The organism is Amycolatopsis sp. FDAARGOS 1241, assembly GCF_016889705.1.
GTDB lineage: Bacteria > Actinomycetota > Actinomycetes > Mycobacteriales > Pseudonocardiaceae > Amycolatopsis.
Map to the genome: position 1 here is coordinate 7,256,412 of NZ_CP069526.1, position 22,465 is coordinate 7,278,876.

A 22,465-nucleotide genomic window follows, 5' to 3' on the forward strand; every position below is an offset into this window, starting at 1 on the left:
GTGCTCACGCCGAACTCGTGCGTGAGCACGGTGCTGATCGTGGCGGTGAGGAACAGGGGTCGCAGAACGTCGTCAGTCCCACGACGGCGACGAGATACCGGTGCCGGCGATTCCGCGCGGGCTGCCCCTGCCCGGGTGTCACCCGATGACCACACGGGCGGCCGGGGCGGCGTTCACCTCCCCGAAACGCCGGAAACACCAAGTTGTTCTCGAGGACATCATCGCGAAATGACCCGGCTGTGAAATTCCCGGCAAGGTAGGTCCGGAATGTCGGGAGGATTTTTCGCACGGCCGGAACGGTGGATCGAAAACCGGCCGGAACAGTGGTGCGCTGCCGCCCGGCCGAGCCCGGCTCGGGGCGGCAGCACACGGTTGTCGTTGTGCCCGTTGACCATTCGACCGGTGGTGCGTGCCGAGTGGAGTCGCTTGCACCGCCGGACGAGCACGCGGGACCGCGACTTCGCCAGATTACCACTCTGGCCGGAGCAGGTGGTTCCGCGAATTCCATTGCCGAAAGGAATCGTCAGTGCCACCCATCACCGTGATCTTCGTCGTCTCCGGGCTCGCCGCCTGGCTGAACGGATTGGCGTTTCTCGGAATCGGCGCGAAACCCGCCGAAGACGGCCCGAACCCGCTGACCGCGGTCGGCTGGGTGACGGCGCTCGCCGGCGTCGTCGACCTCGTGCAGGCCGCCGTGATCATCGCGACCGCACCACCGGCGACGGGCGTTCCGCTCGCCGGGATCGTCACGTTCTACGGGACGTTCTTCACCGCCCTGGGCGTGGTGCTCGTCAAGGGGCTCGACCTGCGGCCGATCGGCAACCTGGCCGTGGTGGTGGCCGTCGTGCCGCTGCTGTGGTGGAAGTTCTTCGGCGGCAGCTGGCTGCTGCAGTCGATCCTCGTCGTGTGGCTGGTCGCGTTCCTCGCGGTGGCGGCCACGACCTACGGCAAGCTCCCCGGCAAGGTGCTGGGTGGGATCCTCACCGTCACCTCGCTGTACACGTTCCTGACGCCGGCCGCGCTGCTGGCGCTGGGCAAGTCGATCCCCTGAGCCGAGCGAGCGGGACCGTCCAGTTCGGGCGGTCCCGCCGTTCGCTCAGCGCAGGCCGGTGCCGCGCGCGAGGGCCGTGTCGATGAGGGTGGTCAGCAGCGTCTTGTAGTCGACGCCGGTGACCTCCCACATCTTCGGGTACGCGGACTTCGTGGTGAAGCCGGGCATGGTGTTGACCTCGTTGATCACGAGATCGCCGCTTTCGGTGACGAAGAAGTCGACGCGGGCCAAGCCCTGGCAGTCGAGCGCGCGGAACGCCTCGACGGCCATCGCGCGCACGCGCTCGGTGACCACGTCGTCGAGCTTGGCGGGGATGTCCAGTTCGGCGTCTTCGCCCAGGTACTTGGTCTCGAAGTCGTACCACGCGTCGTCGCCCTTGGCGAGCACACGGATCTCCGCCGGCAGCGACGCCTCGACGCGGCCGTCGGGGAACTCCAGCACCCCGCACTCGACCTCCCGGCCGACGACAGCGGCCTCCACGAGCACCTTCGGGTCCGTCCGGCGCGCCAGCTCGATGGCGGCGTCCACATCGGACCACTTCGTGACTCGCGAGATGCCGACGGACGAACCCGCGCGCGAGGGCTTCACGAAAACGGGCAGGCCGAGGCGTTCCCGGTCCTCTTGGGACACTGTGGACTGTCCACGGCGGAGCGCCGAGTAGGTGCCCACCGGCAGCCCCTCCGCGGCGAGCAGCTTCTTCGCGTACTCCTTGTCCATGGCGGCCGCACTGGCGAGCACCCCGGGGCCGACGTAAGGGAGATCGGCCATCTCCAGGAGGCCCTGGATGGTGCCGTCCTCGCCGAACGCGCCGTGCAGCACGGGGAAGACCACGTCGACGGCGCTGAGCACCTCGGTCGCCTCGCCGGGGTCGACGATGCGCAGCTCGCGGCTGGTCGGGTCGCCCGCCAGCACGAGCGCGCGGCCGGACTCCACGGTCGGCAGCTCGCGGCCCTGGATGCTCAGCTCCTTCGGGTCGCCGGTGCCGAGCACCCAGCCGCCCCGGGGCGTGATGCCCACCGGGAGCACCTCGTAGCGCTCCGGATCCAGGTTCGCGATCACACTGCCGGCCGACAGGCACGAGATGGTGTGCTCGCTGCTGCGCCCGCCGAACACGACCGCCACGCGGATCTTCTCAGCACTCATGGTGGCTCACCGTACCGGGTGACCACGGCGAATGGTGCGGGCCCGGTGCGTGGCCCGTTCACCTGTGCACGAAGTGACCACTCGGAACGGTCGCTGTGACGGTGGTGGTGTTGGGTGGAGGGGCCGTTCGCGCTTTTACGTGGGTGCGATGAGACCGTTCGCGGCCGCTGACGCGCGTGCGAACGGGCTGGCCACGCAGGTCGGGGAGCGGTTCGCGGCGCGAAGGGACTGCTCGCGCCCCTCACGGGGGAGCGAATGGACTGTTCGCGCCCGGATGCGGACACCGCGGGACCAGTCGAGCCCGCGATGGCGGCGTCGTGGTGAATCGAGCGCCGGACCGCGGTGAGCCGTTCGTGGCGCGAAAGGTCCAACCGCGCCGTCGCCGCCGGCGCGGCGGGACCGTTCGCGGCCCACGCCCGCGTTAAGGGGTCACTCGCGCCGACCGCCGTGAGGATTTACAGCGCGAAGGGACCGCTCGCACTCCTCCCCTTGCGCGACCGGACCGTTCGCCAGGCGAAGGGGCAGGTCGAACCACTCACGGCGGCCGATTCATGGCGCGAGTGGACCCTTCGCGCCGTCGGGTCGGCGCGAGTGGACCCTTCGCGCCCGCCGGTAAGCGCGACGGGACCGTTCGCGCGTCGGTCGGCGCGAGTGGACCCTTCGCGCCCGCCGGTAACAGCGATGGGACCCTTCGCGCCCGCCGGTAAGCGCGATGGGACCGTTCGCCCGTCGGGTCGGCGCGACTGGACCCTTCGCGCCCGCCGGAAAGCGCGATGGGACCCTTCGCGCTTTCCGGCGGTAATCGCGACGGGACCGTTCGCGCCCGTCGGTCGGTGAGGTGGGACCGTTCGCAACGCGAGAGAGGCGCGAGGGGGCAGTCGCGCAGAGCGAAAAGCCGGGAGAGCCGAACGCCGCAGGCGGCCGTCAACGAGTCAGTCAGCGGGTCAGCGAGTCAGCGGAGCAAGCTCACCAGAGCGGGCAAGGCACTCACCAACGCTTCCCGCGAACAGCCGGCATACCCCAGCGCCACCCCGTGCACCGTGGGTGTGCCGGCGAAGTGCCGGGCCAGTCCGTCGAGCCGGATGCCGTGGCGTTCGGCGGCGGCGATGCGGTCGGCCTCGTCCGCGGCGGAGGCGAAGGGCACCACGAGGTGCGCGCCGGCGTCGTCGCCGAGTACCGGTACCGAGGCGGCCGACAGGGCGGCCGACAGGAGCGAGCGGCGTTCGGCCAGTTCGCGGCGCAGTTTCCGCAGGTGGCGGCCCAGATCACCGTGCCGGGCGAGTTCCACGAGGACCCGCTGCCCGGCCGGTGAAGGCCGAGTGCCGGTGAGGTCCCGGTAGGCCAGCACGACCTCCGCGACTGAAGCCGGAGCCACGAGCCACCCGGCGCCCAGGGTCGGGGTGAGGATCTTGCTCGTGGTCCCGAGGTGGACGACGACGTCAGGCGCGAGGGCGGCCAGCAGGGGCAGCGGGGCGACGTCGAAGCGGAGCTCGCCGTCGTAGTCGTCCTCGATGACCAGCATGCCGTCGGCGCGGGCCCGTTCCACGAGTTCCACGCGGCGAGCCGCGCTCATGCGGCTGCCCATCGGGTACTGGTGCGCCGGCGAGCAGTAGACGGCCCGGGCTCCGGGCGGAATGGCGTCCGGGCGCAAACCCTCCTCGTCCACGGGGACGCCCACGACCGTGAGCCCCGCGGACCGGAACGCCTGCACGGCCCGCTGGTACCCCGGCTCCTCGAACGCCACGACCGCGCCCCGCCGCAACACTGCCGCGGCGAGCTCCACGACGGCGGCCGTCGTGCCGCCCGTCGCGAGCACGGAGCCGGCGGCCAGACCGCGGTGGCGCAGCAGGTGCTCGGACACCGCCGCGCGGTACTCGGGCAGCCCGGCGCGGTGTGCGCGGACCAACGGGTCCGGGTCCGCCGCCGCCCGCCACGCGCGGCGCCACGCCGCGCGGTCCAGACCCGCGGCCCACGGCGTACCCGGCGTCAGATCCAGGAACGGCGCCGCCTCGGTCTCCGCGACCAGCGAGCCGGCGGGCGACACCGATGCGGCCGCGCGAGTCGGCGGCGTCGTCACGTACGTTCCCGAGCCGTGGCGGCCGGCGATCCAGCCCTCGGCGTGCAACTGCTCGTACGCCGCCGACGTCACCGTCCGCGACACGCCGAGCCGCTCGGCGAGGGCACGTGTCGACGGCAGCCGGTCACCACCACGCAGGTGGCCGCCCGCCGCGGCCTCGCGCAGGGCGTCGGCGAGCTGGACGGCCAGCGGTGTGCTCGCCTCGCGGTCGAGGCGCACCGGCAGCGCGGTGTCGGTGTAGGACACGAAAACTCCCGAACGAGGAGAAGTGGACTTTCCAAGTGTACGAGAAGTGGCCGTTTCAGGATGCCACTAATCCAAGCGAAACTGCGCACATGACCAGCCTCTCGCCGACCGCCCGCACCACCCTCGGCCGCAAGAAGAACCGCGCGGCCACCGACCGCGCGACGCTGCACGCCGTGCTCGACGAGGCCCTGATCTGCCACCTCGGCCTCATCCGCGACGGCACGCCGCTCGTACTCCCCACCGGCTACGGGCGCGACGGCGACACGCTCTACCTGCATGGTTCCACGGGTGCCGCCAGTCTGCGCACCGCGGCGCAGGAACTCGACGTCTGCGTCACCGTCACGCTGCTCGACGGCATCGTCTACGCCCGCTCGCTGAACAACCACTCCATGAACTACCGCAGCGCCGTCGTGCTCGGCCGCGCCCGGCTCGTCACCGGCCGGGATGAGAAGCTCCACGGCCTGCGGGTGCTCACCGAACACCTCTCCCCCGGCTCGTGGGACCACGCGCGCGGCGTGAACGCCAAGGAATTCGCCTCCGTCACCGTCCTCGCGCTCGACCTGACCGAGGCCTCGGTGAAGCTGCGGGCCGAAGGTCCGGACGACGAGCCCGAAGATGTCGCCGCGAACGACGCCTGGGCCGGGGTCCTCCCGGTCCGGACGGTGTTCGGCGAGCCCGAACCGTCGGCCGACCTGCCGGCCGAGTGGTCCGTGCCGGAGCACGTGGCTCAGCGCGCCGACGGCTACCGCACGGTGAACACGGTCCGGCCCGGCTGACTCTCGACGTCGACCGTGCCGCCGTGCTCCACCACCAGCGACTGGACCACGGACAACCCCAGCCCCGTGCCGCCGGCCGGCCGCGTGCGCGAATTGTCCGTGCGGAAGCACCGGTCGAAGATCCGCCGTGGTCCTCCGGCGCGATTTCGGGGCCGGTGTCGCGCACCCGGACCAAGGCTTGCCCGCCGGAGCCGTCGACGGACAGCCCGACCTGCGTCCCCGAAGGCGTGCATTCGCGAGCAGGCTGTCGAAGATCTGCCGCAGCCGCACGGGATCCGCATCGACGACCACCGGACTTTCCGGCAGCTCCACCGAGAGCGGGTGTTCCGCGCGGCCCACGCGGAACGCGTCGGCGGCGGCCTCGGCGATCGGGACGACGTCGACGCGTTCCGGGCGCACCGGCGGTTCCGCGTCGTGCGCGTCGAGGCGGGCGAGCAGCAGCACGTCGTCGACGAGCACGCTCATCCATGCCGTCCCCTCGCGGATCTTCGCCGGCGGAAGAGGCCGACGTACTCGCGGATCGGCGTCAGCGGCGTCCGCAGCTCGTGCGACGCGTCGGCGACGAAGCGGCGCAGGCGTTCGTTGGCCGCGGTCCGCGCGGCGAGCGACGACTCGATGTGCGTGATCATCACGGTGAACGCGGTCCGCAGCTCATCGACCTCGGCACCGCCGCCCTCGCCCGTGGCCGCACCGGGAGGTCCGCCGTGACCGTGAGGTCGTGGGAGGCGATGTCGCACGCCATCCCGGCCAGGGCGGACAACGGCTGCAGCCCGCGGCGCAGCACGAGCCGCCCCGCGACGACGAGCACGGCCAGGGAGATGAGGAACGCGATCACCTCCAGCGGCACGAGCTGCCGCACCAAGCCGTCCAGATCGGCCCGCGGCGCCGCGCTCAGCAGCACCGCCCCCGTGCCGCCGGAGTCCGTCGCGACCGAGCACGCGTGCACGCGGTACGGGCCGTCGCCATGGAGGTACACGGTGCGGAACACGTCGCCGCGCGTCGCGTCGGCCGCGACGTCCGCCAAGGGTTTCACGTCGGACAGCAGGTCGGGCTGCGGCGTCGCGACGCCGCCGTCGACCTCGAACACCGCCGAGTACCACGAGCAGACCACTTCCGGGTTCCCGTGCGAGTTGCGCAGGCCCGGCACCTGCGCGACCTGGCTCGTCTTGAGTTGCTCGTCGAGCCGGCGGTCGAGGTAACCGTGCATCAACTCGACCGCCACGGCCCCGACGATCGCGAACACCACCAGGGCCAGCCGCCGAGCCCGAACGCCAGGCGCGTGCCGAGCCACGACGCGCGCCAAGCCGCCTACCAGCGCCGGCCCAGCGCCGCAGCCGGTTCACCGTCCCGCCCGGCGGATCACGGACCCGACGCCGCGGACGTGTGGATCAGCGGTTCGGCCCGTCGTCGGGTTTCCGGCGCAGGAGTGAGATCATCAGCTCGACCACACTGGACCGCCCGCCGAAGTCGGACTCCCACACGTGGTCGAGGATCTGCGCCTTCGTGAGCACCGCCGGCGAACGGCGCACGAGCGAGCGCAGCAGCTCGTACTCCGTCGGTGTCAGCTCGGCCACGCGATCGCCGCGGCGGACCTCCAGCGTGTCCTCATCGAGCGTCAGATCCGCGACGCGCAGCGCGGCGGCTCGCGGTGCCTGCAGCCGCGGCCCGGCGCTTCGGCGCAGCACGGCCCGCAACCGGGCCATGCGTTCCTCGACGGAGAACGGCTTCACGAGTCGCGTCCTTCGCGGTGAGGAAGACCACAAGCACGAGGGTGCCGTCTTCGCGCAGGCGATCGAGCACGGTGAAGCCGTCGAGGTCGGGCAGCCGCACCGGGTTCGGCCTTTCCGCCGCACCATCCTCCGTGATCGCCGTGCGGACGCGCGAGCCTGGTATCGACCTTCCCCGGCGACCCGGGCACGGTGTTGCCCGGTGCCGCGCCGCAAGCCGTTCTACACAGCACCGGCGGCCGACAGCGAGTCGACAGGTTCCACTCAGATCCCCCACAGGTTTCGGGCCGACGCTGGTTTTCGTGACCCCCAGCCGAAGGGAACCCCAGTGAGCGTTCTGACCACGGCCGCCTCCCCGCCTCGCCCGGCGGTGGCGCCACGGGCCGCCGCGAAGGCGTGGATCTTCGCGTTCCTCGTGGCCAACGTCGTGCTGGCCACCGTGTTCTTCGCGCTCGGCGGGCTGTCGGACGACCCGCTGATCAGCGCCGGGCGGCTCGCCGGCCTCTACGCCGCGCAGGCCGTGGCCGGGCAGCTGCTGCTGGTGGCACGCCTGCCGTGGCTCGAGCGCCGCCTCGGGATGGACCGGCTGACGTCGTGGCACCGCTGGACGGGCTTCACCCTCCTCTGGCTGCTGGTCGCGCACGTGGTGCTCGTGGTCGTCGGCTATCCCGGCATCGAGCGGACGAACCCGGCGAACGAGCTCGTGCACCTCGCCGACACGTTCGAGGGGATCCTGCGCGCGATCGTCGCGTTCGTGCTGATCCTCGTGGTCGGCGCCGCGTCCACTCGCTTCGCGCGCCGGCGCATGGCCTACGAGACGTGGCACTTCGTGCACCTCTACACCTACGCCGCGGTGGTCCTGGCGTTCACGCACCAGATCGCCGTGGGGCAATCGTTCGCGAGCCATCCGGCAGCCCGCGTGTACTGCTGGACACTGTGGCTGGGCACCGGCCTGGCGGTGTTGTGCGGACGCGTGCTCCCTGCCGCTGCTTCGCAACCTGCGGCACCGCTTGCGGGTGGTGGCCGTCGTGCCGGAGTCGCCGGACACTGTGTCGGTGTACATGACCGGCCGAGACCTCGACCAGCTGCCGGCCCGAGCGGGCCGGTCCTTCCTGTGGCGCTTCCTCACGCGCGACCGCTGGTGGCAGGCCAACCCGTTGTCGCTGTCAGCCGCGCCCGAGGGCCGCACGCTGCGGCTCACGGCCAAGGCCGTCGGCAGCTCCAGCGCGAGCCTGCGGTCGCTGCCCGTCGGCACGCGCGTGTTCGCCGAAGGCCCGTACGGCGCCTTCACCACGATCCACCAGCAACGGCCCGACGCGCTGCTGATCGCCGGTGACGTGGGCATCACGCCGATCCGCGCGCTGCTCGAAGACGTCGCCGGCCACGTCGAGCTGCTCTACCGCGTGCGCACGCCGGCCGACGCCGTGCTGCTGCCCGAACTGCACGCGCTGGCCAGGGCGCGCGCCGCCGTCGTGCACGTCCTCAGTGGACCGTCGGACTTGCGCGGGCCGCACGGCCCGATCCTCGGCCCCGCGGCGCTGCACGCGCTGGTGCCCGACATCGGCGAGCGCGACGCGTTCGTCTGCGGCCCGCCCGGGATGACGTCGGCGGTGCTGCGCAGCCTGCGGGAGCTGCGCGTGCCGGCGGGTCAGGTCCACGCCGAGCGGTTCAGCCTGGCCGCGTGAGGGGTTCACGATGAAGAAGACGATCTTCGTGGTCGCGCTGTCGATCGCCGGGTTCATCGCCGTGTGGCGGTTCGACCCGGCACCCGCGTCGACCGCCACGACACCACCGGCGAGCGCGGCACCATCCACTTCGGCCGGTTCCGGCGCGGTCACCACGCAGGGCACGGCCGAATCGACCGAGTTCGGCACCGTGCAGGTGCAGGTGGCCTTCGACGGCAGCCGGATCACCGACGTCACGCTCGTGCAACAGCCCGACAGCGGCCGCGGCGTCGACGCGATCCCGCTGCTGCGCGAGGAAGCCCTGCAGGCGCAGAGCGCGGACATCGGCACGGTCTCGGGCGCGACGCAGACCAGCGAGTCGTACATCAAGTCGCTGCAGGCGGCGCTCGACGCGCGGAGGTCGTGATGACCACACTCGTGGAGCACGTGATGGGCCTGCCGGTGTCGCTCGACCTGCGCGGCGAAGGCGATTTCGCGGCCGCGGTGGCCGATGCGTTCGCCTGGCTGCACGACGTGGACGCCCGGTTCAGCCCGTTCCGCGCCGACAGCGAGGTGTGCCGCCTCGACCGCGGCGAGCTCGCCGCCCGCGAGCTCAGCGCCGACCTCGACGAAGTCCTCACCCTGTGCGCGTACTACGAAGACCTCTCCGGCGGCGCGTTCTCCGCACGGTTGCCCGGACGTGGTCTGGACCCCTCCGGCGTCGTCAAGGGCTGGGCCGTGCAGCGCGCGGCCGAGCGGCTCCACGCGGCGGGCGCGCGCCGGTTCTGCCTCAACGCGGGTGGCGACGTCGTGACGGAGGGCGAGCCGGAGCCGGGACGGCCGTGGCGCGTCGGCGTCCGCCACCCCGAACGGACGGACGCCGTGTGCGCCGTGCTCGCCTCACGTGACGGCGCCGTCGCCACTTCCGCCGCGTACGAACGCGGCGCGCACGTACTCGACGGCCGCACCGGACTCCCGGCGACCGGCCTGCTGAGCGTGACGATCGTCGCCGAAAACCTCACGCACGCCGACGCGCTGGCCACCGCCGCCTTCGCGCTCGGCACCGACGGCATCGATTGGGCCGCCGGGCAACCCGGCTGCGACGTGCTGATCGTCGACGCGCAACGGCGCGTGCACCGCTCCCCCGGACTCGCGCTCGCCTGAAACCGCCTCGCGCGGGACCCGGTGATTCGGGCAGACTGCGGGCACATCGAGCACCCCGGGGGAATGCATGCCGTCCGTCGTCGAGAACACCACCTTCGACTGCCGCGACGCCTACGCGCTGGCGCAGTTCTGGAGCGGTGTGCTCGGCCGCCCGATCGCCGACGGGGATTCCCCGGGCGACCCGGAGGTCGGCATCGAGCTCGGCCACGGCGGCACCCTGCTGTTCATCGAGGTCCCCGAGAGCAAGACGGTGAAAAACCGCGTGCACCTGTGCCTGAGGCCGGACGTCGCGCGCGACACCGAGGTCGGCCGCCTGCTCGCCGCCGGCGCAACCATGTTCGACGACCGGCGCCGGCCCGACGGCACCGGCTGGGCCGTGCTGCTCGACCCCGAGGGCAACGAGTTCTGCGTGTTGCGCAGCAAAGCCGAGAAGGCGGCGACGGCGTGACCGACTCGTTCGCCGTCAACCGCGCCAATTGGGACGAACGCGCGGTGGTGCACGCGAAGTCGGAGTACTACGGCTTCGAGAAGTTCCGCACGGATCCGGTGTACCTCTCCGACGTCGTGCGGTTCGACCTGCCGCGGCTCGGGGACGTCACGGGTCTGCGCGGCGTGCACCTGCAGTGCCACCTCGGGACCGACACGCTGTCGCTGTCACGGCTGGGCGCGAAGATGTCCGGCCTCGACCTCTCGCCCCGGTCGCTGGCCGAGGCGCGCAACCTCGCGCAAAGCGTCGGCGCGGACATCGATTACCACGAGGCCAACACCTGCGACGCGGTCGATGTCTTCGGGGAGAACAGGTTCGACCTCGTGTACACCGGGGTGGGCGCGCTGTGCTGGCTGCCGAAGATCGACCGGTGGGCCGGGATCGTCGCGCGGCTGCTGAAGCCGGGCGGCCGGCTGTTCGTGCGCGAGGGCCACCCGATGCTGTGGACGCTCGACGACGAAGCCGAACGCGGCTGGCCGAAGTACGCGTATTTCGAGCACGAAGAACCGCTCGTGTTCGCGGAGGAAACCACCTACGTCGAGACCGACGGCCCGATCGTCAACAGCACGACGCATTCGTGGAACCACTCGCTCGGCGAAATCATCACCGCGCTGCTCGGCCACGGTCTCACGCTGACCGCGTTCACCGAGCACGACACCGTGCCCTGGAACGCTCTGCCGAACGAGATGGAACCGGCCGGTGGCGGCGAATGGCGGCTTCGCGACAACCCGGAGCGGATCGCGGCGAGCTACACCCTGCAGGCGGTGAAGCCCTCCTAGAGTGCGGGCATGACTCGTGCTCTCGTCGCCGTCGCCGCGCTGGGCGGCACCATCTCCATGGCCCCGGACCGCTCGATCGAAGACGGGGTGGTGCCGCGGCTGACCGCCGAGGACCTGCTCGGTGATCTCGGTGCGCACCTGCCGATGGACGTCACCGCGGCCACGCTCGCCGGGATCTCCAGCGCGTCGATGGACTACGCCACGCTGCTGCGCACCCGCGCCTGGGGCCTGGAGCAGGTCGCGGCCGGCGCGGCGGGACTCGTGGTGGTGCAGGGCACGGACACGCTGGAGGAAACCGCGTGGTTCTTCGAGCTGACGTGGCCCCACGACGTGCCGGTGGTCGTCACCGGCGCGATGCGCAACCCGAGCCTGCCGTCCGCCGACGGACCGGCGAACCTGCTCGCCGCACTCACCGTCGCCGCTTCACCGCGCAGCCGCGGGCGCGGCGCGCTGGTGGCCTTCAACGACGACGTGCACACGGCCCGCTGGGTACGCAAGGCGCACGCGAGCCACGTCGAAGCGTTCTCGTCGAACCCGGCGGGACCGCTCGGGCTCGTCGCCGAGGGATCCGTCCACTACTTCCACCCCGCCGGTTCGCGCGCGGCCGCGGTGCCGGTCGACAACGCGGACTTCGCCGGTCTAGTCCCGTTGCTGGAGGCGGGGATCGCGGACTCGGGTGAGCTGCTGTCGCTGGTGCTCGACGCCGGCGCTCGCGGCGTGGTCGTCGCGGCCGGCGGCGTCGGCCACGTCTCCACGGGCACGGCCGACGTGATCGCCACCGCGGATGTCCCGATCGTCGTCGCGACCCGCACCGGCGCCGGCACGACGTTCCGCGGTACCTACGGCTTCCACGGCTCCGAGTCGAGCCTGATCAAGGTGGGCGCCACGATGGCGGGCTGGCTCGACCCGCGCAAGTCCCGCGTGCTGCTGCAGGTCCTGCTCGCCACGGGCGCCTCGCGCGAGGCGATCGAGGCCGAGTTCCGGCTGCGCGGCGACCTGGACTGAGCTCAGTCCCGGACCGGCCCGCCCAGCGGCTCGAGGTGGAAGGGCCGCACGGCCCGCGGTCCGTCGCGGTAGACGTGCAGGCTGATGGCCGGGTCCGGGCCGGCGTTGCGCACCTCGTGCACGTAACCGGGACCGAACACGCGCGATTGGCCCGCCGCCAGCGCGTGCACCTCGGTGACCGCACGGCCGTCGGGCGAGCGGCGCGCGACGGTCTCCGCCAGCCGGCCGGACACGACGGTGAACGCGCCGCTCGCGAACTCGTGGTCGTGCAGGTCGGTGTGCTGGCCGGGGAGCCAGGACAGCAGCCAGATCTCCTGGCCCCCGGCGGCGTCGACGAGCGCGGAGAAGCGCTCGTCGGGGTCGTAGCGCAGCAGGCCGGCCCAGCGTTCGCGGTCGGCGGCCACCTCGAGGGCGACGCGCACCGGGTGACGCAAGGCGGGGTTCTCGGGACGCAGCAGGGTGTTGTCCGGGACGGCGAACATGAAGGGTTTCCTCGCAGGCAAAGGGTGTCGAGCTGGGCCGGGGCTGGGTTCACCGACAACAGCGACACGACACCGACGACGCCACGACGGGGCCGAGGTCGCAGGACCCCCGCCGCACAGTCATCAGGCACGTCAGCACGCCGACAGCGAACCAGCACCGGCCAAGCGGGTCAACCGGTTCCCACCCTCTGGGAGCAAGATCAGCTCCACTCGTGCTTCTGCGAGCGGCCCAGCAGTTCCGCACCGGCCTGCCGGGGATCGACCCCCTCGTGGCACACGCGGTGCATCGCGTCGGTGATCGGCATGTCGACACCGAGACCGCGCGCGAGCTCCCGGATCGACGAGCACGACGTCACGCCCTCGGCGACCTGCCCGCCCGCCGCGGCTTGCGCCTGTTCCAGCGTGTCGCCGCGGCCGAGCCGTTCGCCGAAGGTGCGGTTGCGCGAGAGCGGAGACGAGCACGTCGCCACGAGGTCGCCGAGGCCGGCCAGGCCCGCGAACGTCAGCGGATCGGCGCCGAGCTTCGCGCCCAGGCGCGCCATCTCCGCGAGCCCGCGCGTCATCAAGGTCGCCGCCGTGTTGGCGCCGAAGCCCATGCCGGCGGCCATGCCGCAGCTCAGCGCGATCACGTTCTTGCACGCGCCGCCCAGCTCGCAGCCGACGACGTCGGTGTTGGTGTAGGGGCGGAAGTACTGGTTCGAGCACGCCCGCTGGATCGCCATGGCGCGCTCGTGGTCGGTGCACGCCACCACCGCGGCGGCCGGTTGCGCGGCGGCGATCTCGCGCGCGAGGTTCGGACCGGACACCACGACGATCTCACCCGGGTCGACCTTCGCCAGCTCGGCGATGACCTCGCTCATGCGCTTGAGCGTGCCCAGCTCCACGCCCTTGGCGACGCTCACCAGGATCGCGTCGCGCGGCAACAGCGGCTGCCACGCGGTGAGGTTCGCGCGCAGGCTCTGGCTCGGCACCCCGAGGACCACCGCCTCGGCACCGTCGAGCGCCGCCGCCGGGTCGGCCGTCGCCGTGATGCGGCCGGGCAGCCGGGTGCCGGGCAGGTACGACTCGTTGGTGTGGCGCGTGGAGATCTCGTCGGCGACCGACTCGCGACGCGCCCACATCGTCACGTCGCGCCCCGCGTCGCCGAGCACCTTCGCGAACGCCGTGCCCCACGAGCCGGCGCCGAGCACGGTCACCCGCTGGACGTCGGTGGTGAAAGAGGCCATCAGGCGCCGTCCTCCGGCTTCTTCGCGGGCGGTTCCTCGTGCCGGATCTCGGCGAGCAGCCGGGTCACCTCGTCCATCATCAGCTTGGTGACCTGGCGCAGCGTCGAGGCGCTGCGGGTGTTCGCCCCGGCATAGGCCGAGAGGTCCAGCGGGTCGCCGACGAGGTGCGTCACGGTCTTGCGCGGGAACGGCGTGAGCTTCTTCGTGTAGCCGTTGTAGATCTGGTTGGTGCCCCAGCGCGCGATCGGGATCACCGGCACGTCGTTCTGCAGCGCGAGCCGCGCGACCCCGGTGAAGGACTCCTTGGGCCAGCCGGCCGGGTCTTTCGTGATCGTGCCCTCGGGGTAGATCACGATGAGCTTGCCTTCGGCCAGCGCCTCGTGCGCGGCCTTGAGGCTGTCGCCCGCCGCGCTCGACCCGCGCGCCACCGGGATCTGGCCGGAGCCGTCGACGACCTTCCCGAACACGGGGACGTGGCGCAGGCTCTCCTTGAGGAAGAACCGCGGCACGCGCTTCTGGCGGTGCACGAACACGGCGTCGACCACGGGGTCCAGGTGCGAGATGTGGTTCATCACCAGCACCGCGGGCCCCTGCCTGGGGATCTTCTCCGCCCCGACGTACACCCGCTTCCCGATCGCGGTCAGCGGGTAGAACACAACCGCGGCCAGCCCCACCCAGAAGCCGCCCTTCTCACGCCGTGCCAAGTCTCCTCCTCGAACGGTCTGCTCTCCGGCAGATCCTGCCGCCCCGGGGTTCACGCAGTCCAGGGAGGGTGCGCTCACCACGAGCCTCGCCGGGATCGGGTAAAGATGGACGGGTGGACGTGGACCTGGTCGTGCCGTTGAAACACCCGCGTGAGGGCAAGTCGCGCCTGCGGGGCGCGCTCGCCGGGGTGGCGCACGCCGAGCTGGTGCTGGCCCTGGCGTACGACACGCTCGCGGCCGTGACGTCGGTGGCCGCCGTGCGGCGCGTGCTGGTGGTGGCCGCCGACCCGGCCGCGGTGTCCGAACTGGCCGGTCTGGGCGTGGAGCTGGTGAAGGAGTCCCGCGACGGCGGCCTGAACGAAGCGCTGCGTCACGGTGAGGCTCTGCTGCGCGACGGCGACCCGGCTGGTGTCGTCGGTGCGCTGCAGGCCGACCTGCCGGCTCTGCGCGCGGGCGACTTCGCGGCCGCGCTGGCCGAAGCGGCGGGGGCGCGCGCGTTCGTCGCGGACCGCCAGGGCACGGGCACGACACTGCTGCTGTCGGCGCCCGGAGCGCCACTCGACCCGCGGTTCGGCGCCGGTTCCGCCCAGCGGCACACGGCTTCCGGCGCCGTCGCGCTGGCCGCCGGCCTGGGTTCCCTGCGCAGCGACGTGGACACATCGGACGATCTTCGGTACGCGGCCGCGCTCGGCTTCGGCAAACGCACGGCCGCGCTGCTGCCCGCCGAGACCGTCCCGATGGGTTGAGGTGTTCATTTGACCTTCATCGCGGTCTGCGCAAACGGCGCCTCCGTAGTGAACAATGGGCGTCGTGAGCACAGACGACGCCAGCACACCCGCCCGGAACGGACAGCCCGCCCGGCGGCGCAGGGCCAGCGTGGCGAAAGCTGACGCGCCTGCGACCCCGGCGCGCCGCACCAGCGCCGCGCGGAAGACGACCTCCGGCAAGACCGCCGACGCGGTGAAGACGGCTGCCCGCGCGACCGCCGCGAAGGCCGGCGCGAACGCGGCGGGCAAGCCGAAGACCGCGAAGGCCCCCGCCGCGAAGAGCGAGGCGAACGCGCCCGCGGCGAAAACCCCGCGCGCCCGCAAGACCACCTCGGCCGCGGCCGTCACCACCGCGCGCCCGGCCCGCTCGCGCCGCACGGGGACCTCCGAGGGCGCCGTACCCTCGGCGCCGCCCGCTGTCACCTCGGCGTCGCCGCCCACCGCCGTCGAAACGCTGCCCGACGACAGGTACTTCAACCGGGAGCTGTCCTGGCTCGACTTCAACGCACGGGTGTTGGCTCTCGCCGAGGACGAGTCGCAGCCGCTGCTCGAACGGGCGAAGTTCCTCGCCATCTTCGCGTCCAATTTGGACGAGTTCTACATGGTCCGCGTGGCCGGCCTGAAGCGCCGCGAAGACACGGGCCTGTCCGTGCGCAGCGCCGACGGCCTCACGCCGCGCGAGCAGCTGGACTACATCGCCAAGCGCAACCAGGACCTGGTGGAGCGCCACACGAGCGCGTTCGAAGACCACCTGCGTCCGCAGCTGGCCAAGCAGGACATCCGGCTCGTCGGCTGGGCCGACCTCTCGGGCGCCGAACAGCTGCGGCTGTCGAGCTATTTCTCCGAGCAGATCTTCCCGGTGCTCACGCCGCTGGCCGTCGACCCGGCGCACCCGTTCCCGTACATCTCGGGCCTGTCGCTCAACCTGGCGGTGACGGTGCGCGACCCGCAGGGCGGCACCGAGCGCTTCGCCCGGGTGAAGGTGCCGAGCAACGTGCCGAGGCTCATGCGCGTGGAGTCGGAACGCACCAACCGCACGGCGACGTTCCTGCCGCTGGAGGAACTCATCGCCGCGCACCTCGGCGAGCTGTTCACCGGCATGGAGGTCACGGAGCACCACGTGTTCCGCGTCACCCGCAACGCCGACTTCGAGGTGGAAGAGGACCGTGACGAGGACCTCCTGCAGGCCCTGGAGCGCGAGCTCGCGCAGCGGCGCTTCGGCCCGCCGGTGCGGCTCGAGGTCGCGGAGGACATGAGCGAGCACATGCTCGAGCTGCTGCTGCGCGAACTCGAGGTGGACCCGGCCGACGTCGTCGAGGTGCCGGGCCTGCTCGACCTGACCTGTCTGCACCAGCTGTCCGGTGTGGACCGCAAGGAACTCAAGGACAGGCCGTTCGTGCCGGCGACGCACCCGGCGTTCGGCGAGCGCGAGACGCCTAAGAGCGTGTTCGCGACGCTGCGCGAGGGCGACGTGCTGGTGCACCACCCGTACGACTCGTTCTCCACGAGCGTGCAGCGCTTCATCGAGCAGGCCGCGGCCGACTCGAAGGTGCTGGCGATCAAGCAGACGCTGTACCGCACGTCGGGCGACTCGCCGATCGTCGACGCGCTGATCGACGCCGCCGAGGCGGGCAAGCAGGTCGTGGCACTCGTCGAGATCAAGGCGCGCTTCGACGAACAGGCCAACATCACGTGGGCGCGCACGCTGGAACGCGCGGGCGTGCACGTGGTCTACGGCCTCGTCGGGCTGAAGACGCACTGCAAGGTGTCGATGGTGGTGCGCCAGGAGGGTTCGACCATCCGCCGCTACTGCCACATCGGCACCGGCAACTACAACCCGAAGACCGCGCGCCTGTACGAGGACCTCGGCCTGCTCACGGCCGACCCGAGCATCGGCGCCGACGTCACCGACCTGTTCAACGTGCTCACCGGCTACTCGCGGCAGGACACCTACCGCACGATCCTCACGTCGCCCCACGGCATCCGCCGCGGCATCGTCCGCTCGATCGGCGAGGAGATCGAGCTGGCGCGCGCCGGGCAGGCGGCCGGGATCCGGATCAAGTGCAACTCGCTCGTCGACGAGCAGGTGGTCGACGCGCTGTACCACGCTTCGCAGGCCGGGGTGCCCGTCGACGTGGTCGTGCGCGGCATCTGCGCGCTGAAGCCAGGTGTCGAGGGGCTGTCGGAGAACATCCGCGTGCGCTCGATCCTGGGCCGCTTCCTCGAGCACTCGCGGATCTTCCACTTCCGCGCGGGCGGCACCCACTGGATCGGCAGCGCCGACATGATGCACCGCAACCTCGACCGCCGCATCGAGGCGCTCGTGCGCGTGAAGGACCCGAAGCTCACGAACCAGCTCGACGCCGTGTTCGACTCGGCACTCGACCCGGCCACGCGCTGCTGGGTCCTCACCGCGACCGGTGAGTGGCAGCCGTTCCCGGCGGCCGGTTCGCAGGTCCGTGATCACCAGGTTGAGCTGGCGAAGCTGCACGGGGCCGCCGGATGAGCGTGGACGTCCGCGCAGCCGGTGCAGTGCTGTGGCGCCACGCCGGCGACGGGATCGAAGTCGCCCTCGTGCACCGGCCCCGCTACGACGACTGGTCGCTGCCGAAGGGAAAACTCGACGCCGGTGAGACCCTCGCCGCCGCGGCGGTGCGGGAAGTGCGAGAGGAAACCGGCTACCACACCGTGCTGGGCCGGCACGTCGCGCAGACCGCGTACGACGTGCCCGCCCGAAACGGCGCGAAGATGCTGAGCAAGACCGTCGACTACTTCAGCGGCGAAGCCGTGTCGGGTTCGTTCGAGGCCAACCACGAGGTCGACGAGCTGCGCTGGCTCGACCCCGTGGCGGCCGAGCGCTTGCTGACGAACTCCGCCGATGTCGGCGTGCTGCGGGGGTTCTGCTCCCTGCCGGCAACGCTCACGACCGTGCTGCTCGTCCGCCACGCCAAGGCGGGCAAGCGCGACGACTGGACCGGCGACGACGACCTGCGCCCGCTGTCGGACGCCGGTCTGCGCCAGGCCGAGGCACTGCGCACCCTGCTGCCGCTCTTCGGTCCGGACGACGTCTTCTCGGCCCCGCGGCTGCGGTGCGTGCAGACGGTCCGGGGTGTCGCGGAGGACCTCGGTGTCGAGATCCACCACGAGGAGCTGCTGTCCGAAGAGGGCTACTGGCCCGATCCGGTCCACGGGATCAACCGCCTGCTGGCCATCGCCGGTGCCGGTGGCACGCCGCTGATCTGCAGCCAGGGCGGCGTGATCCCGGACGTGGTGAGCGCTCTGGCCGACCGCGACGGCTTGGCGCTGCCCGCCGCCCGCGGCGGTGTGGTGCCGAGCAAGAAGGGCTCCCTGTGGGTCCTGTCGTTCCGCGCCGGTGACACCGGTCCCCAGCTCGTGGGCGCGGACTACTACCCCAGCCCGCTCCCCGCGCCGGCCCCGTCGCGGCACTGACCGGTTTCTGCGCGGAAGGCCTCCTCGTCGTTGTCGGCGGGGAGGCCTTCCGCCTTTCCGGCGGGCGCGCCGGCCGCGGGGAAGATCGGTGAATGCGGCACTGTTCGAATGCGCTCGAAAAGTGTCGTGCGGCTATTCCTCCGCGTTGGGCGGGCGAGATTCTATAGAGATCGGGATTGGCTTCGAGGCGCCAACCGGTACAGAAGTCCGCCCGAACGGCGTATCGAGCAGCCCTGCTCCGACCGAATATTTCACCCCTGGCTCGGAAGTGATCACACGAGCCGGCAGAAGGACCCGGGATCGCCTCGAAGACGCGCGGGGTGGCTGTGCTTCAAGTACTCCCGGCGCGGGTCCGACCAAGCGCCGGCAGGGCTTGGCGGTCCGGTGAACCTGCGGCTCGAGGCCGGCGCCGGATGTGTTGGGGCACGGTCGATCCGCCGACGCGGCCACGCCCCTGGTGACAGATGCGGCTGCGGGGCTGTCGCGATCATCTGCCGGACGTGCTCAGTCCCCTGCGCCGATTCCTGGAGCGGCGGGGACTTCCCGGAGACGCGGCAGGGCCCCCTTCCTGGTGTGGGAGGGGGCCCTGCCGCGTGTGGTGCGTGTGCCCACGGTGTGTGGGGGTGTTACTTCTTTTTTGCGGCGCTGGTGCGCTTGGCCGCGGGCTTGGCGGTGGTTTTCTTCGCCGCGGTGGTCTTGGCGGCGGGTTTCGCGGCCGTCTTGGTGGTGCTCGTCTTGGCCGCGGGCTTGGCGGCGGTCTTGGTGGTGCTTGCCTTGGCGCGGGTGGTGGCGGGCTTGGCGGCGGTCTTGGTCGCGGCCGGTTTGGCGGCCGTGGCCCGGGTGCGGGTGGTGGTGGAGCGGGTGGCGGCCGGGCGCGATGCCGTGGCCCGCGACGCGGTGGTGCGGGTGGTGGTCGACGCGGTGGCCCGGGTGCCGGTGGCCCGGGTCGCGGTCGTGGTGGCGCGCTTGACCGCGGTCGCCTTCGGCAGCTTCTTCGTGCCGGAGATGACGTCCTTGAACGTGGTCCCGGCCCGGAACGCGGGCACGTTCGTCTTCTTCACCCGCACCGTCTCACCGGTGCGCGGGTTGCGCGCGGTGCGGGCGGCACGGGCACGCTTCTCGAACACACCGAACCCGGTGATGTTCACCTTCTCGCCCTTGTTGACCGTCCGGATGATGATGTCGACGAGACCGTCGACGGCCTCCGAAGCAACCTTTTTGTCGCCCAGACGCTCCGACAGCGCCTCGATCAGCTGGGCCTTGTTGGCCATTCCAGTCCTCCAAGAAGAACTCTTCGTCCACGGCCACATCGGCCGACTAGCGCACACGGTATTACCAATGCAGCACAAATTCCAAACGGCGCGCGGAATTTTCCCTTGCGTCGGGAGTGGTTCCGCCTCTCGAGAGACCCGTCCGGGGCCTCGCGAGGTGCCGTTTGGTGTCGGTGAAGGGGTTCTTCGCGACCCCGGCGCAGGGGCGCGGATTCCCTTTCCGAGCAGGGAATCCGCGTCCCTGACCTGGGACTAGGAGGCCGTGCTCGCGGTGGTCACGGGCTTCCAGGAGGGCCGGGCCGACTCGAACGCGTCGATGTCTTCGGCGTGGCGAAGGGTGAGAGCGATGTCATCGAGCCCTTCGAGCAGCCGCCAGCGGACGTAATCGTCGATCTGGAAGGGCGCGGTGAAGTCCTTGGCTCGCACGGTCTTGGTCTCGAGGTCGACCGTGACCTCCGTGCCGGGGTCGTTCTCGAGCAGCTTCCAGAGCAGTTCGACGTCGGATTGTTCGCACTGGGCGGCAACCAGGCCGCCCTTGCCCGAGTTGCCCCGGAAGATGTCGGCGAAGCGGGAAGAGATCACGGCGCGGAAGCCGTAGTCCATCAGTGCCCACACGGCGTGCTCGCGCGACGAGCCGGTGCCGAAGTCCGGTCCGGCGACCAGGACGCTGCCGGACTTGAAGGGCTCCGAGTTGAGGATGAAGTCCTCCTGGGTGCGCCAGCCGGCGAACAGGCCGTCTTCGAAGCCGGTGCGCGTCACGCGCTTGAGGTACACGGCCGGGATGATCTGGTCTGTGTCCACGTTGGACCGGCGCAGCGGCACTCCGATGCCCGTGTGCTGGGTGAACGGTTGCATGGTGGGAGCTCCTGTCTCGGTGGTTCGGGGGTCTCAGACGCCCGCGGGCACCAGGTCGGCCGGGGACGAGAGCGTGCCCCGGATCGCGGTGGCGGCGGCCACGAGCGGCGACACGAGGTGGGTGCGCCCACCCTTGCCCTGCCGGCCCTCGAAGTTGCGGTTGGAGGTCGACGCGCTGCGCTCACCGGGCGCGAGCTGGTCGGGGTTCATGCCGAGGCACATCGAGCAGCCCGCCTGCCGCCACTCGGCGCCGGCCTCGGTGAAGACCTTGTCGAGGCCCTCCTCCTCGGCCGCCTTGCGCACGCGCATCGAACCGGGGACCACGAGCATGCGAACGGACTCGGCGACCTTGCGCCCGCGCAGCACGTCGGCGGCCGCGCGCAGGTCCTCGATGCGTCCGTTGGTGCACGAACCGAGGAAGACGGTGTCGACCGAGATCTCACGCAGCGGCGTGCCCGGCGTCAGGTCCATATAGGACAACGCCTTCTCGGCAGCGATGCGCTCGTTCTCGTCGCCGATGGCGGCCGGGTCGGGCACCGCGGCACCCAGCGGCAGGCCCTGGCCCGGGTTGGTGCCCCAGGTCACAAACGGGGTGAGCTCGTCGGCGTCGAGGTGCACCTCGGCGTCGAACTCCGCGCCCTCGTCGGTGCGCAGCTCGCGCCACGCGGCCACGGCGGCGTCCCAATCGGCGCCCTGCGGCGCGTGCGGGCGGCCCTTCAGGTACGCGAAGGTCGTCTCGTCCGGCGCGATCATGCCGGCGCGCGCGCCCGCTTCGATCGACATGTTGCAGACGGTCATGCGGGCTTCCATCGACAGCGCCTCGATGGCCTTGCCGCGGTACTCGAGCACGTAGCCCTGCCCACCGCCCGTGCCGATCTTGGCGATGACGGCGAGGATGATGTCCTTCGCCGTGACGCCCGGCTTGAGCTCCCCGTCGACGGTGATCGCCATCGTCTTGAACGGGCGCAGCGGCAGCGTCTGGGTGGCGAGCACGTGCTCGACCTCCGACGTGCCGATGCCGAACGCCATGGCGCCGAACGCGCCGTGGGTGGAGGTGTGGCTGTCGCCGCACACGACGGTCGTGCCGGGCTGCGTGAGACCCAGCTGCGGGCCGATGACGTGCACGATGCCCTGCTCGGCGTCCCCCATGGGGTGCAGCCGGACACCGAACTCCTCGCAGTTGCGGCGAAGGGTCTCGACCTGCGTGCGCGAGACCGGGTCCGCGATCGGGAGGTCGATGTCCACCGTCGGGACGTTGTGGTCCTCCGTCGCGATGGTGAGGTCGGGGCGGCGCACGGGCCGCCCGGCCAGGCGGAGACCGTCGAACGCCTGCGGGCTGGTGACTTCGTGCACCAGGTGGAGGTCGATGTAGAGCAGGTCCGGTTCGGCGCCTTCGCCTCGGCGCACGAGGTGGCTGTCCCACACCTTCTCCGCCAGCGTGCGGGCCTTGCCGGTCGGGCTGGTCATCTCCGGCTCCTTCCAAGGGTTGGCCGGGAGCAAGGAACTCGGGCGAGCACCGAAGGCGGGGCGAGCCACGTCACGTGCGCAGCTCGAGTTCGTTTTTCCCAGATTCTGGACTTCCCGAAGTTTG

The 22,465-nt window shown here is 71.4% G+C and carries 18 protein-coding genes and 3 pseudogenes; 11 read left to right on the top strand and 10 right to left on the bottom strand.

The window, feature by feature from the left end; all coding sequences use genetic code 11:
* The first annotated feature begins 526 nt into the window (after window positions 1-526).
* On the top strand, window positions 527-1,051 hold the full coding sequence (locus I6J71_RS35360) for a hypothetical protein (RefSeq protein ID WP_204090826.1): 525 nt from the start codon (window positions 527-529) through the stop codon (window positions 1,049-1,051).
* A gap of 45 nt (window positions 1,052-1,096) precedes the next feature.
* Here I6J71_RS35360 and I6J71_RS35365 read toward each other — a convergent pair whose 3' ends face one another.
* Together I6J71_RS35365 and I6J71_RS35370 are read right to left on the bottom strand one after the other, a co-directional pair.
* Window positions 1,097-2,194: a D-alanine--D-alanine ligase family protein gene (locus tag I6J71_RS35365; protein WP_204090827.1), complete on the bottom strand. Its 1,098-nt coding sequence runs from the start codon at window positions 2,192-2,194 to the stop codon at window positions 1,097-1,099.
* Window positions 2,195-3,146: 952 nt separating this feature from the next.
* On the bottom strand, window positions 3,147-4,517 hold the full coding sequence (locus tag I6J71_RS35370; RefSeq protein WP_204090828.1) for a PLP-dependent aminotransferase family protein: 1,371 nt from the start codon (window positions 4,515-4,517) through the stop codon (window positions 3,147-3,149).
* An 89-nt stretch (window positions 4,518-4,606) separates the two neighbouring features.
* Here I6J71_RS35370 and I6J71_RS35375 point away from each other — a divergent pair, with 89 nt between their 5' ends.
* Complete coding sequence (locus I6J71_RS35375; protein ID WP_204090829.1) at window positions 4,607-5,293, top strand: pyridoxamine 5'-phosphate oxidase family protein; 687 nt, start codon at window positions 4,607-4,609, stop codon at window positions 5,291-5,293.
* On the opposite strand, the pseudogene I6J71_RS35380 reads toward I6J71_RS35375, so the two are convergent.
* Both I6J71_RS35380 and I6J71_RS35385 read right to left on the bottom strand, forming a co-directional pair.
* Window positions 5,260-6,568 (bottom strand): annotated as a pseudogene (locus I6J71_RS35380) (sensor histidine kinase). The gene I6J71_RS35375 and the pseudogene I6J71_RS35380 overlap by 34 nt on opposite strands.
* Before the next feature lie 64 nt (window positions 6,569-6,632).
* Window positions 6,633-7,186: pseudogene (locus tag I6J71_RS35385) on the bottom strand (response regulator transcription factor).
* 162 nt (window positions 7,187-7,348) lie between these two features.
* Between I6J71_RS35385 and I6J71_RS35390 the strand changes: the two are divergent.
* The 6 genes and pseudogenes from I6J71_RS35390 (at window position 7,349) to I6J71_RS35415 (ending at window position 12,119) form a co-directional block, all read left to right on the top strand.
* Window positions 7,349-8,705, top strand: a pseudogene (locus I6J71_RS35390) (ferric reductase-like transmembrane domain-containing protein).
* A 10-nt stretch (window positions 8,706-8,715) separates the two neighbouring features.
* Window positions 8,716-9,111 carry an FMN-binding protein gene (locus I6J71_RS35395; RefSeq protein WP_204090830.1) on the top strand — a complete coding sequence of 132 codons (396 nt, stop codon included), beginning with the start codon at window positions 8,716-8,718 and terminating at the stop codon, window positions 9,109-9,111.
* Complete coding sequence (locus tag I6J71_RS35400) at window positions 9,111-9,848, top strand: FAD:protein FMN transferase (protein WP_204090831.1); 738 nt, start codon at window positions 9,111-9,113, stop codon at window positions 9,846-9,848. The genes I6J71_RS35395 and I6J71_RS35400 overlap by 1 nt, the downstream gene beginning before the upstream one ends.
* Window positions 9,849-9,915: 67 nt before the next feature.
* Window positions 9,916-10,296 carry a VOC family protein gene (locus I6J71_RS35405; protein ID WP_204090832.1) on the top strand — a complete coding sequence of 127 codons (381 nt, stop codon included), beginning with the start codon at window positions 9,916-9,918 and terminating at the stop codon, window positions 10,294-10,296.
* The gene (locus I6J71_RS35410; protein WP_204090833.1) at window positions 10,293-11,114 is read left to right on the top strand and encodes a class I SAM-dependent methyltransferase; all 822 of its coding nucleotides are present in this window, start codon (window positions 10,293-10,295) and stop codon (window positions 11,112-11,114) included. Before I6J71_RS35405 ends, I6J71_RS35410 begins: the two co-directional genes overlap by 4 nt.
* 9 nt (window positions 11,115-11,123) lie before the next feature.
* The gene (locus I6J71_RS35415; RefSeq protein ID WP_204090834.1) at window positions 11,124-12,119 is read left to right on the top strand and encodes an asparaginase; all 996 of its coding nucleotides are present in this window, start codon (window positions 11,124-11,126) and stop codon (window positions 12,117-12,119) included.
* A 2-nt stretch (window positions 12,120-12,121) separates the two neighbouring features.
* On the opposite strand, the gene I6J71_RS35420 is transcribed toward I6J71_RS35415, so the two are convergent.
* The 3 genes from I6J71_RS35420 to I6J71_RS35430 form a co-directional block, all read right to left on the bottom strand.
* A complete protein-coding gene (locus I6J71_RS35420) occupies window positions 12,122-12,601 on the bottom strand; it encodes a cysteine dioxygenase family protein (RefSeq protein WP_204090835.1) in 480 nt (159 codons plus the stop codon).
* Between the two features lie 200 nt (window positions 12,602-12,801).
* The gene (locus I6J71_RS35425) at window positions 12,802-13,827 is read right to left on the bottom strand and encodes an NAD(P)H-dependent glycerol-3-phosphate dehydrogenase (protein ID WP_204090836.1); all 1,026 of its coding nucleotides are present in this window, start codon (window positions 13,825-13,827) and stop codon (window positions 12,802-12,804) included.
* Window positions 13,827-14,531, bottom strand: a complete 705-nt coding sequence (locus tag I6J71_RS35430; protein WP_204090837.1) for a 1-acyl-sn-glycerol-3-phosphate acyltransferase — start codon at window positions 14,529-14,531, stop codon at window positions 13,827-13,829. Before I6J71_RS35430 ends, I6J71_RS35425 begins: the two co-directional genes overlap by 1 nt.
* Before the next feature lie 113 nt (window positions 14,532-14,644).
* On the opposite strand from I6J71_RS35430, the gene cofC reads away from it, so the two are divergent.
* The 3 genes from cofC to I6J71_RS35445 are packed head-to-tail and all read left to right on the top strand — an operon-like array spanning window position 14,645 to window position 18,748.
* On the top strand, window positions 14,645-15,277 hold the full coding sequence (gene cofC, locus I6J71_RS35435; protein WP_204090838.1) for a 2-phospho-L-lactate guanylyltransferase: 633 nt from the start codon (window positions 14,645-14,647) through the stop codon (window positions 15,275-15,277).
* Window positions 15,278-15,332: 55 nt separating this feature from the next.
* The gene (locus tag I6J71_RS35440; protein WP_204090839.1) at window positions 15,333-17,804 is read left to right on the top strand and encodes an RNA degradosome polyphosphate kinase; all 2,472 of its coding nucleotides are present in this window, start codon (window positions 15,333-15,335) and stop codon (window positions 17,802-17,804) included.
* Complete coding sequence (locus I6J71_RS35445) at window positions 17,801-18,748, top strand: NUDIX hydrolase (RefSeq protein WP_204090840.1); 948 nt, start codon at window positions 17,801-17,803, stop codon at window positions 18,746-18,748. Before I6J71_RS35440 ends, I6J71_RS35445 begins: the two co-directional genes overlap by 4 nt.
* Before the next feature lie 626 nt (window positions 18,749-19,374).
* On the opposite strand, the gene I6J71_RS35450 is transcribed toward I6J71_RS35445, so the two are convergent.
* The 3 genes from I6J71_RS35450 to leuC all read right to left on the bottom strand — a co-directional run bounded on the left by I6J71_RS35450 (window position 19,375) and on the right by leuC (window position 22,341).
* Entirely contained in the window at window positions 19,375-20,019 is a 645-nt protein-coding gene (locus tag I6J71_RS35450) for an HU family DNA-binding protein (protein WP_204090841.1), read from the bottom strand.
* Between the two features lie 252 nt (window positions 20,020-20,271).
* The gene (leuD, locus tag I6J71_RS35455) at window positions 20,272-20,874 is read right to left on the bottom strand and encodes a 3-isopropylmalate dehydratase small subunit (RefSeq protein WP_204090842.1); all 603 of its coding nucleotides are present in this window, start codon (window positions 20,872-20,874) and stop codon (window positions 20,272-20,274) included.
* 33 nt (window positions 20,875-20,907) lie between these two features.
* Window positions 20,908-22,341: a 3-isopropylmalate dehydratase large subunit gene (gene leuC / locus I6J71_RS35460; protein WP_204090843.1), complete on the bottom strand. Its 1,434-nt coding sequence runs from the start codon at window positions 22,339-22,341 to the stop codon at window positions 20,908-20,910.
* Between the last annotated feature and the right edge of the window lie 124 nt (window positions 22,342-22,465).

Excerpts from the sequence above, each read along its gene's own strand:
- I6J71_RS35365 (WP_204090827.1), bottom strand. The coding sequence starts at position 2,194 with ATGAGTGCTGAGAAGATCCGCGTGGCGGTCGTGTTCGGCGGGCGCAGC.
- I6J71_RS35375 (WP_204090829.1), top strand. The coding sequence starts at position 4,607 with ATGACCAGCCTCTCGCCGACCGCCCGCACCACCCTCGGCCGCAAGAAG.
- I6J71_RS35395 (WP_204090830.1), top strand. The coding sequence starts at position 8,716 with ATGAAGAAGACGATCTTCGTGGTCGCGCTGTCGATCGCCGGGTTCATC.
- I6J71_RS35400 (WP_204090831.1), top strand. The coding sequence starts at position 9,111 with ATGACCACACTCGTGGAGCACGTGATGGGCCTGCCGGTGTCGCTCGAC.
- I6J71_RS35405 (WP_204090832.1), top strand. The coding sequence starts at position 9,916 with ATGCCGTCCGTCGTCGAGAACACCACCTTCGACTGCCGCGACGCCTAC.
- I6J71_RS35415 (WP_204090834.1), top strand. The coding sequence starts at position 11,124 with ATGACTCGTGCTCTCGTCGCCGTCGCCGCGCTGGGCGGCACCATCTCC.
- I6J71_RS35420 (WP_204090835.1), bottom strand. The coding sequence starts at position 12,601 with ATGTTCGCCGTCCCGGACAACACCCTGCTGCGTCCCGAGAACCCCGCC.
- I6J71_RS35425 (WP_204090836.1), bottom strand. The coding sequence starts at position 13,827 with ATGGCCTCTTTCACCACCGACGTCCAGCGGGTGACCGTGCTCGGCGCC.
- I6J71_RS35440 (WP_204090839.1), top strand. The coding sequence starts at position 15,333 with ATGGGCGTCGTGAGCACAGACGACGCCAGCACACCCGCCCGGAACGGA.
- I6J71_RS35445 (WP_204090840.1), top strand. The coding sequence starts at position 17,801 with ATGAGCGTGGACGTCCGCGCAGCCGGTGCAGTGCTGTGGCGCCACGCC.
- I6J71_RS35450 (WP_204090841.1), bottom strand. The coding sequence starts at position 20,019 with ATGGCCAACAAGGCCCAGCTGATCGAGGCGCTGTCGGAGCGTCTGGGC.
- leuD (WP_204090842.1), bottom strand. The coding sequence starts at position 20,874 with ATGCAACCGTTCACCCAGCACACGGGCATCGGAGTGCCGCTGCGCCGG.
- leuC (WP_204090843.1), bottom strand. The coding sequence starts at position 22,341 with ATGACCAGCCCGACCGGCAAGGCCCGCACGCTGGCGGAGAAGGTGTGG.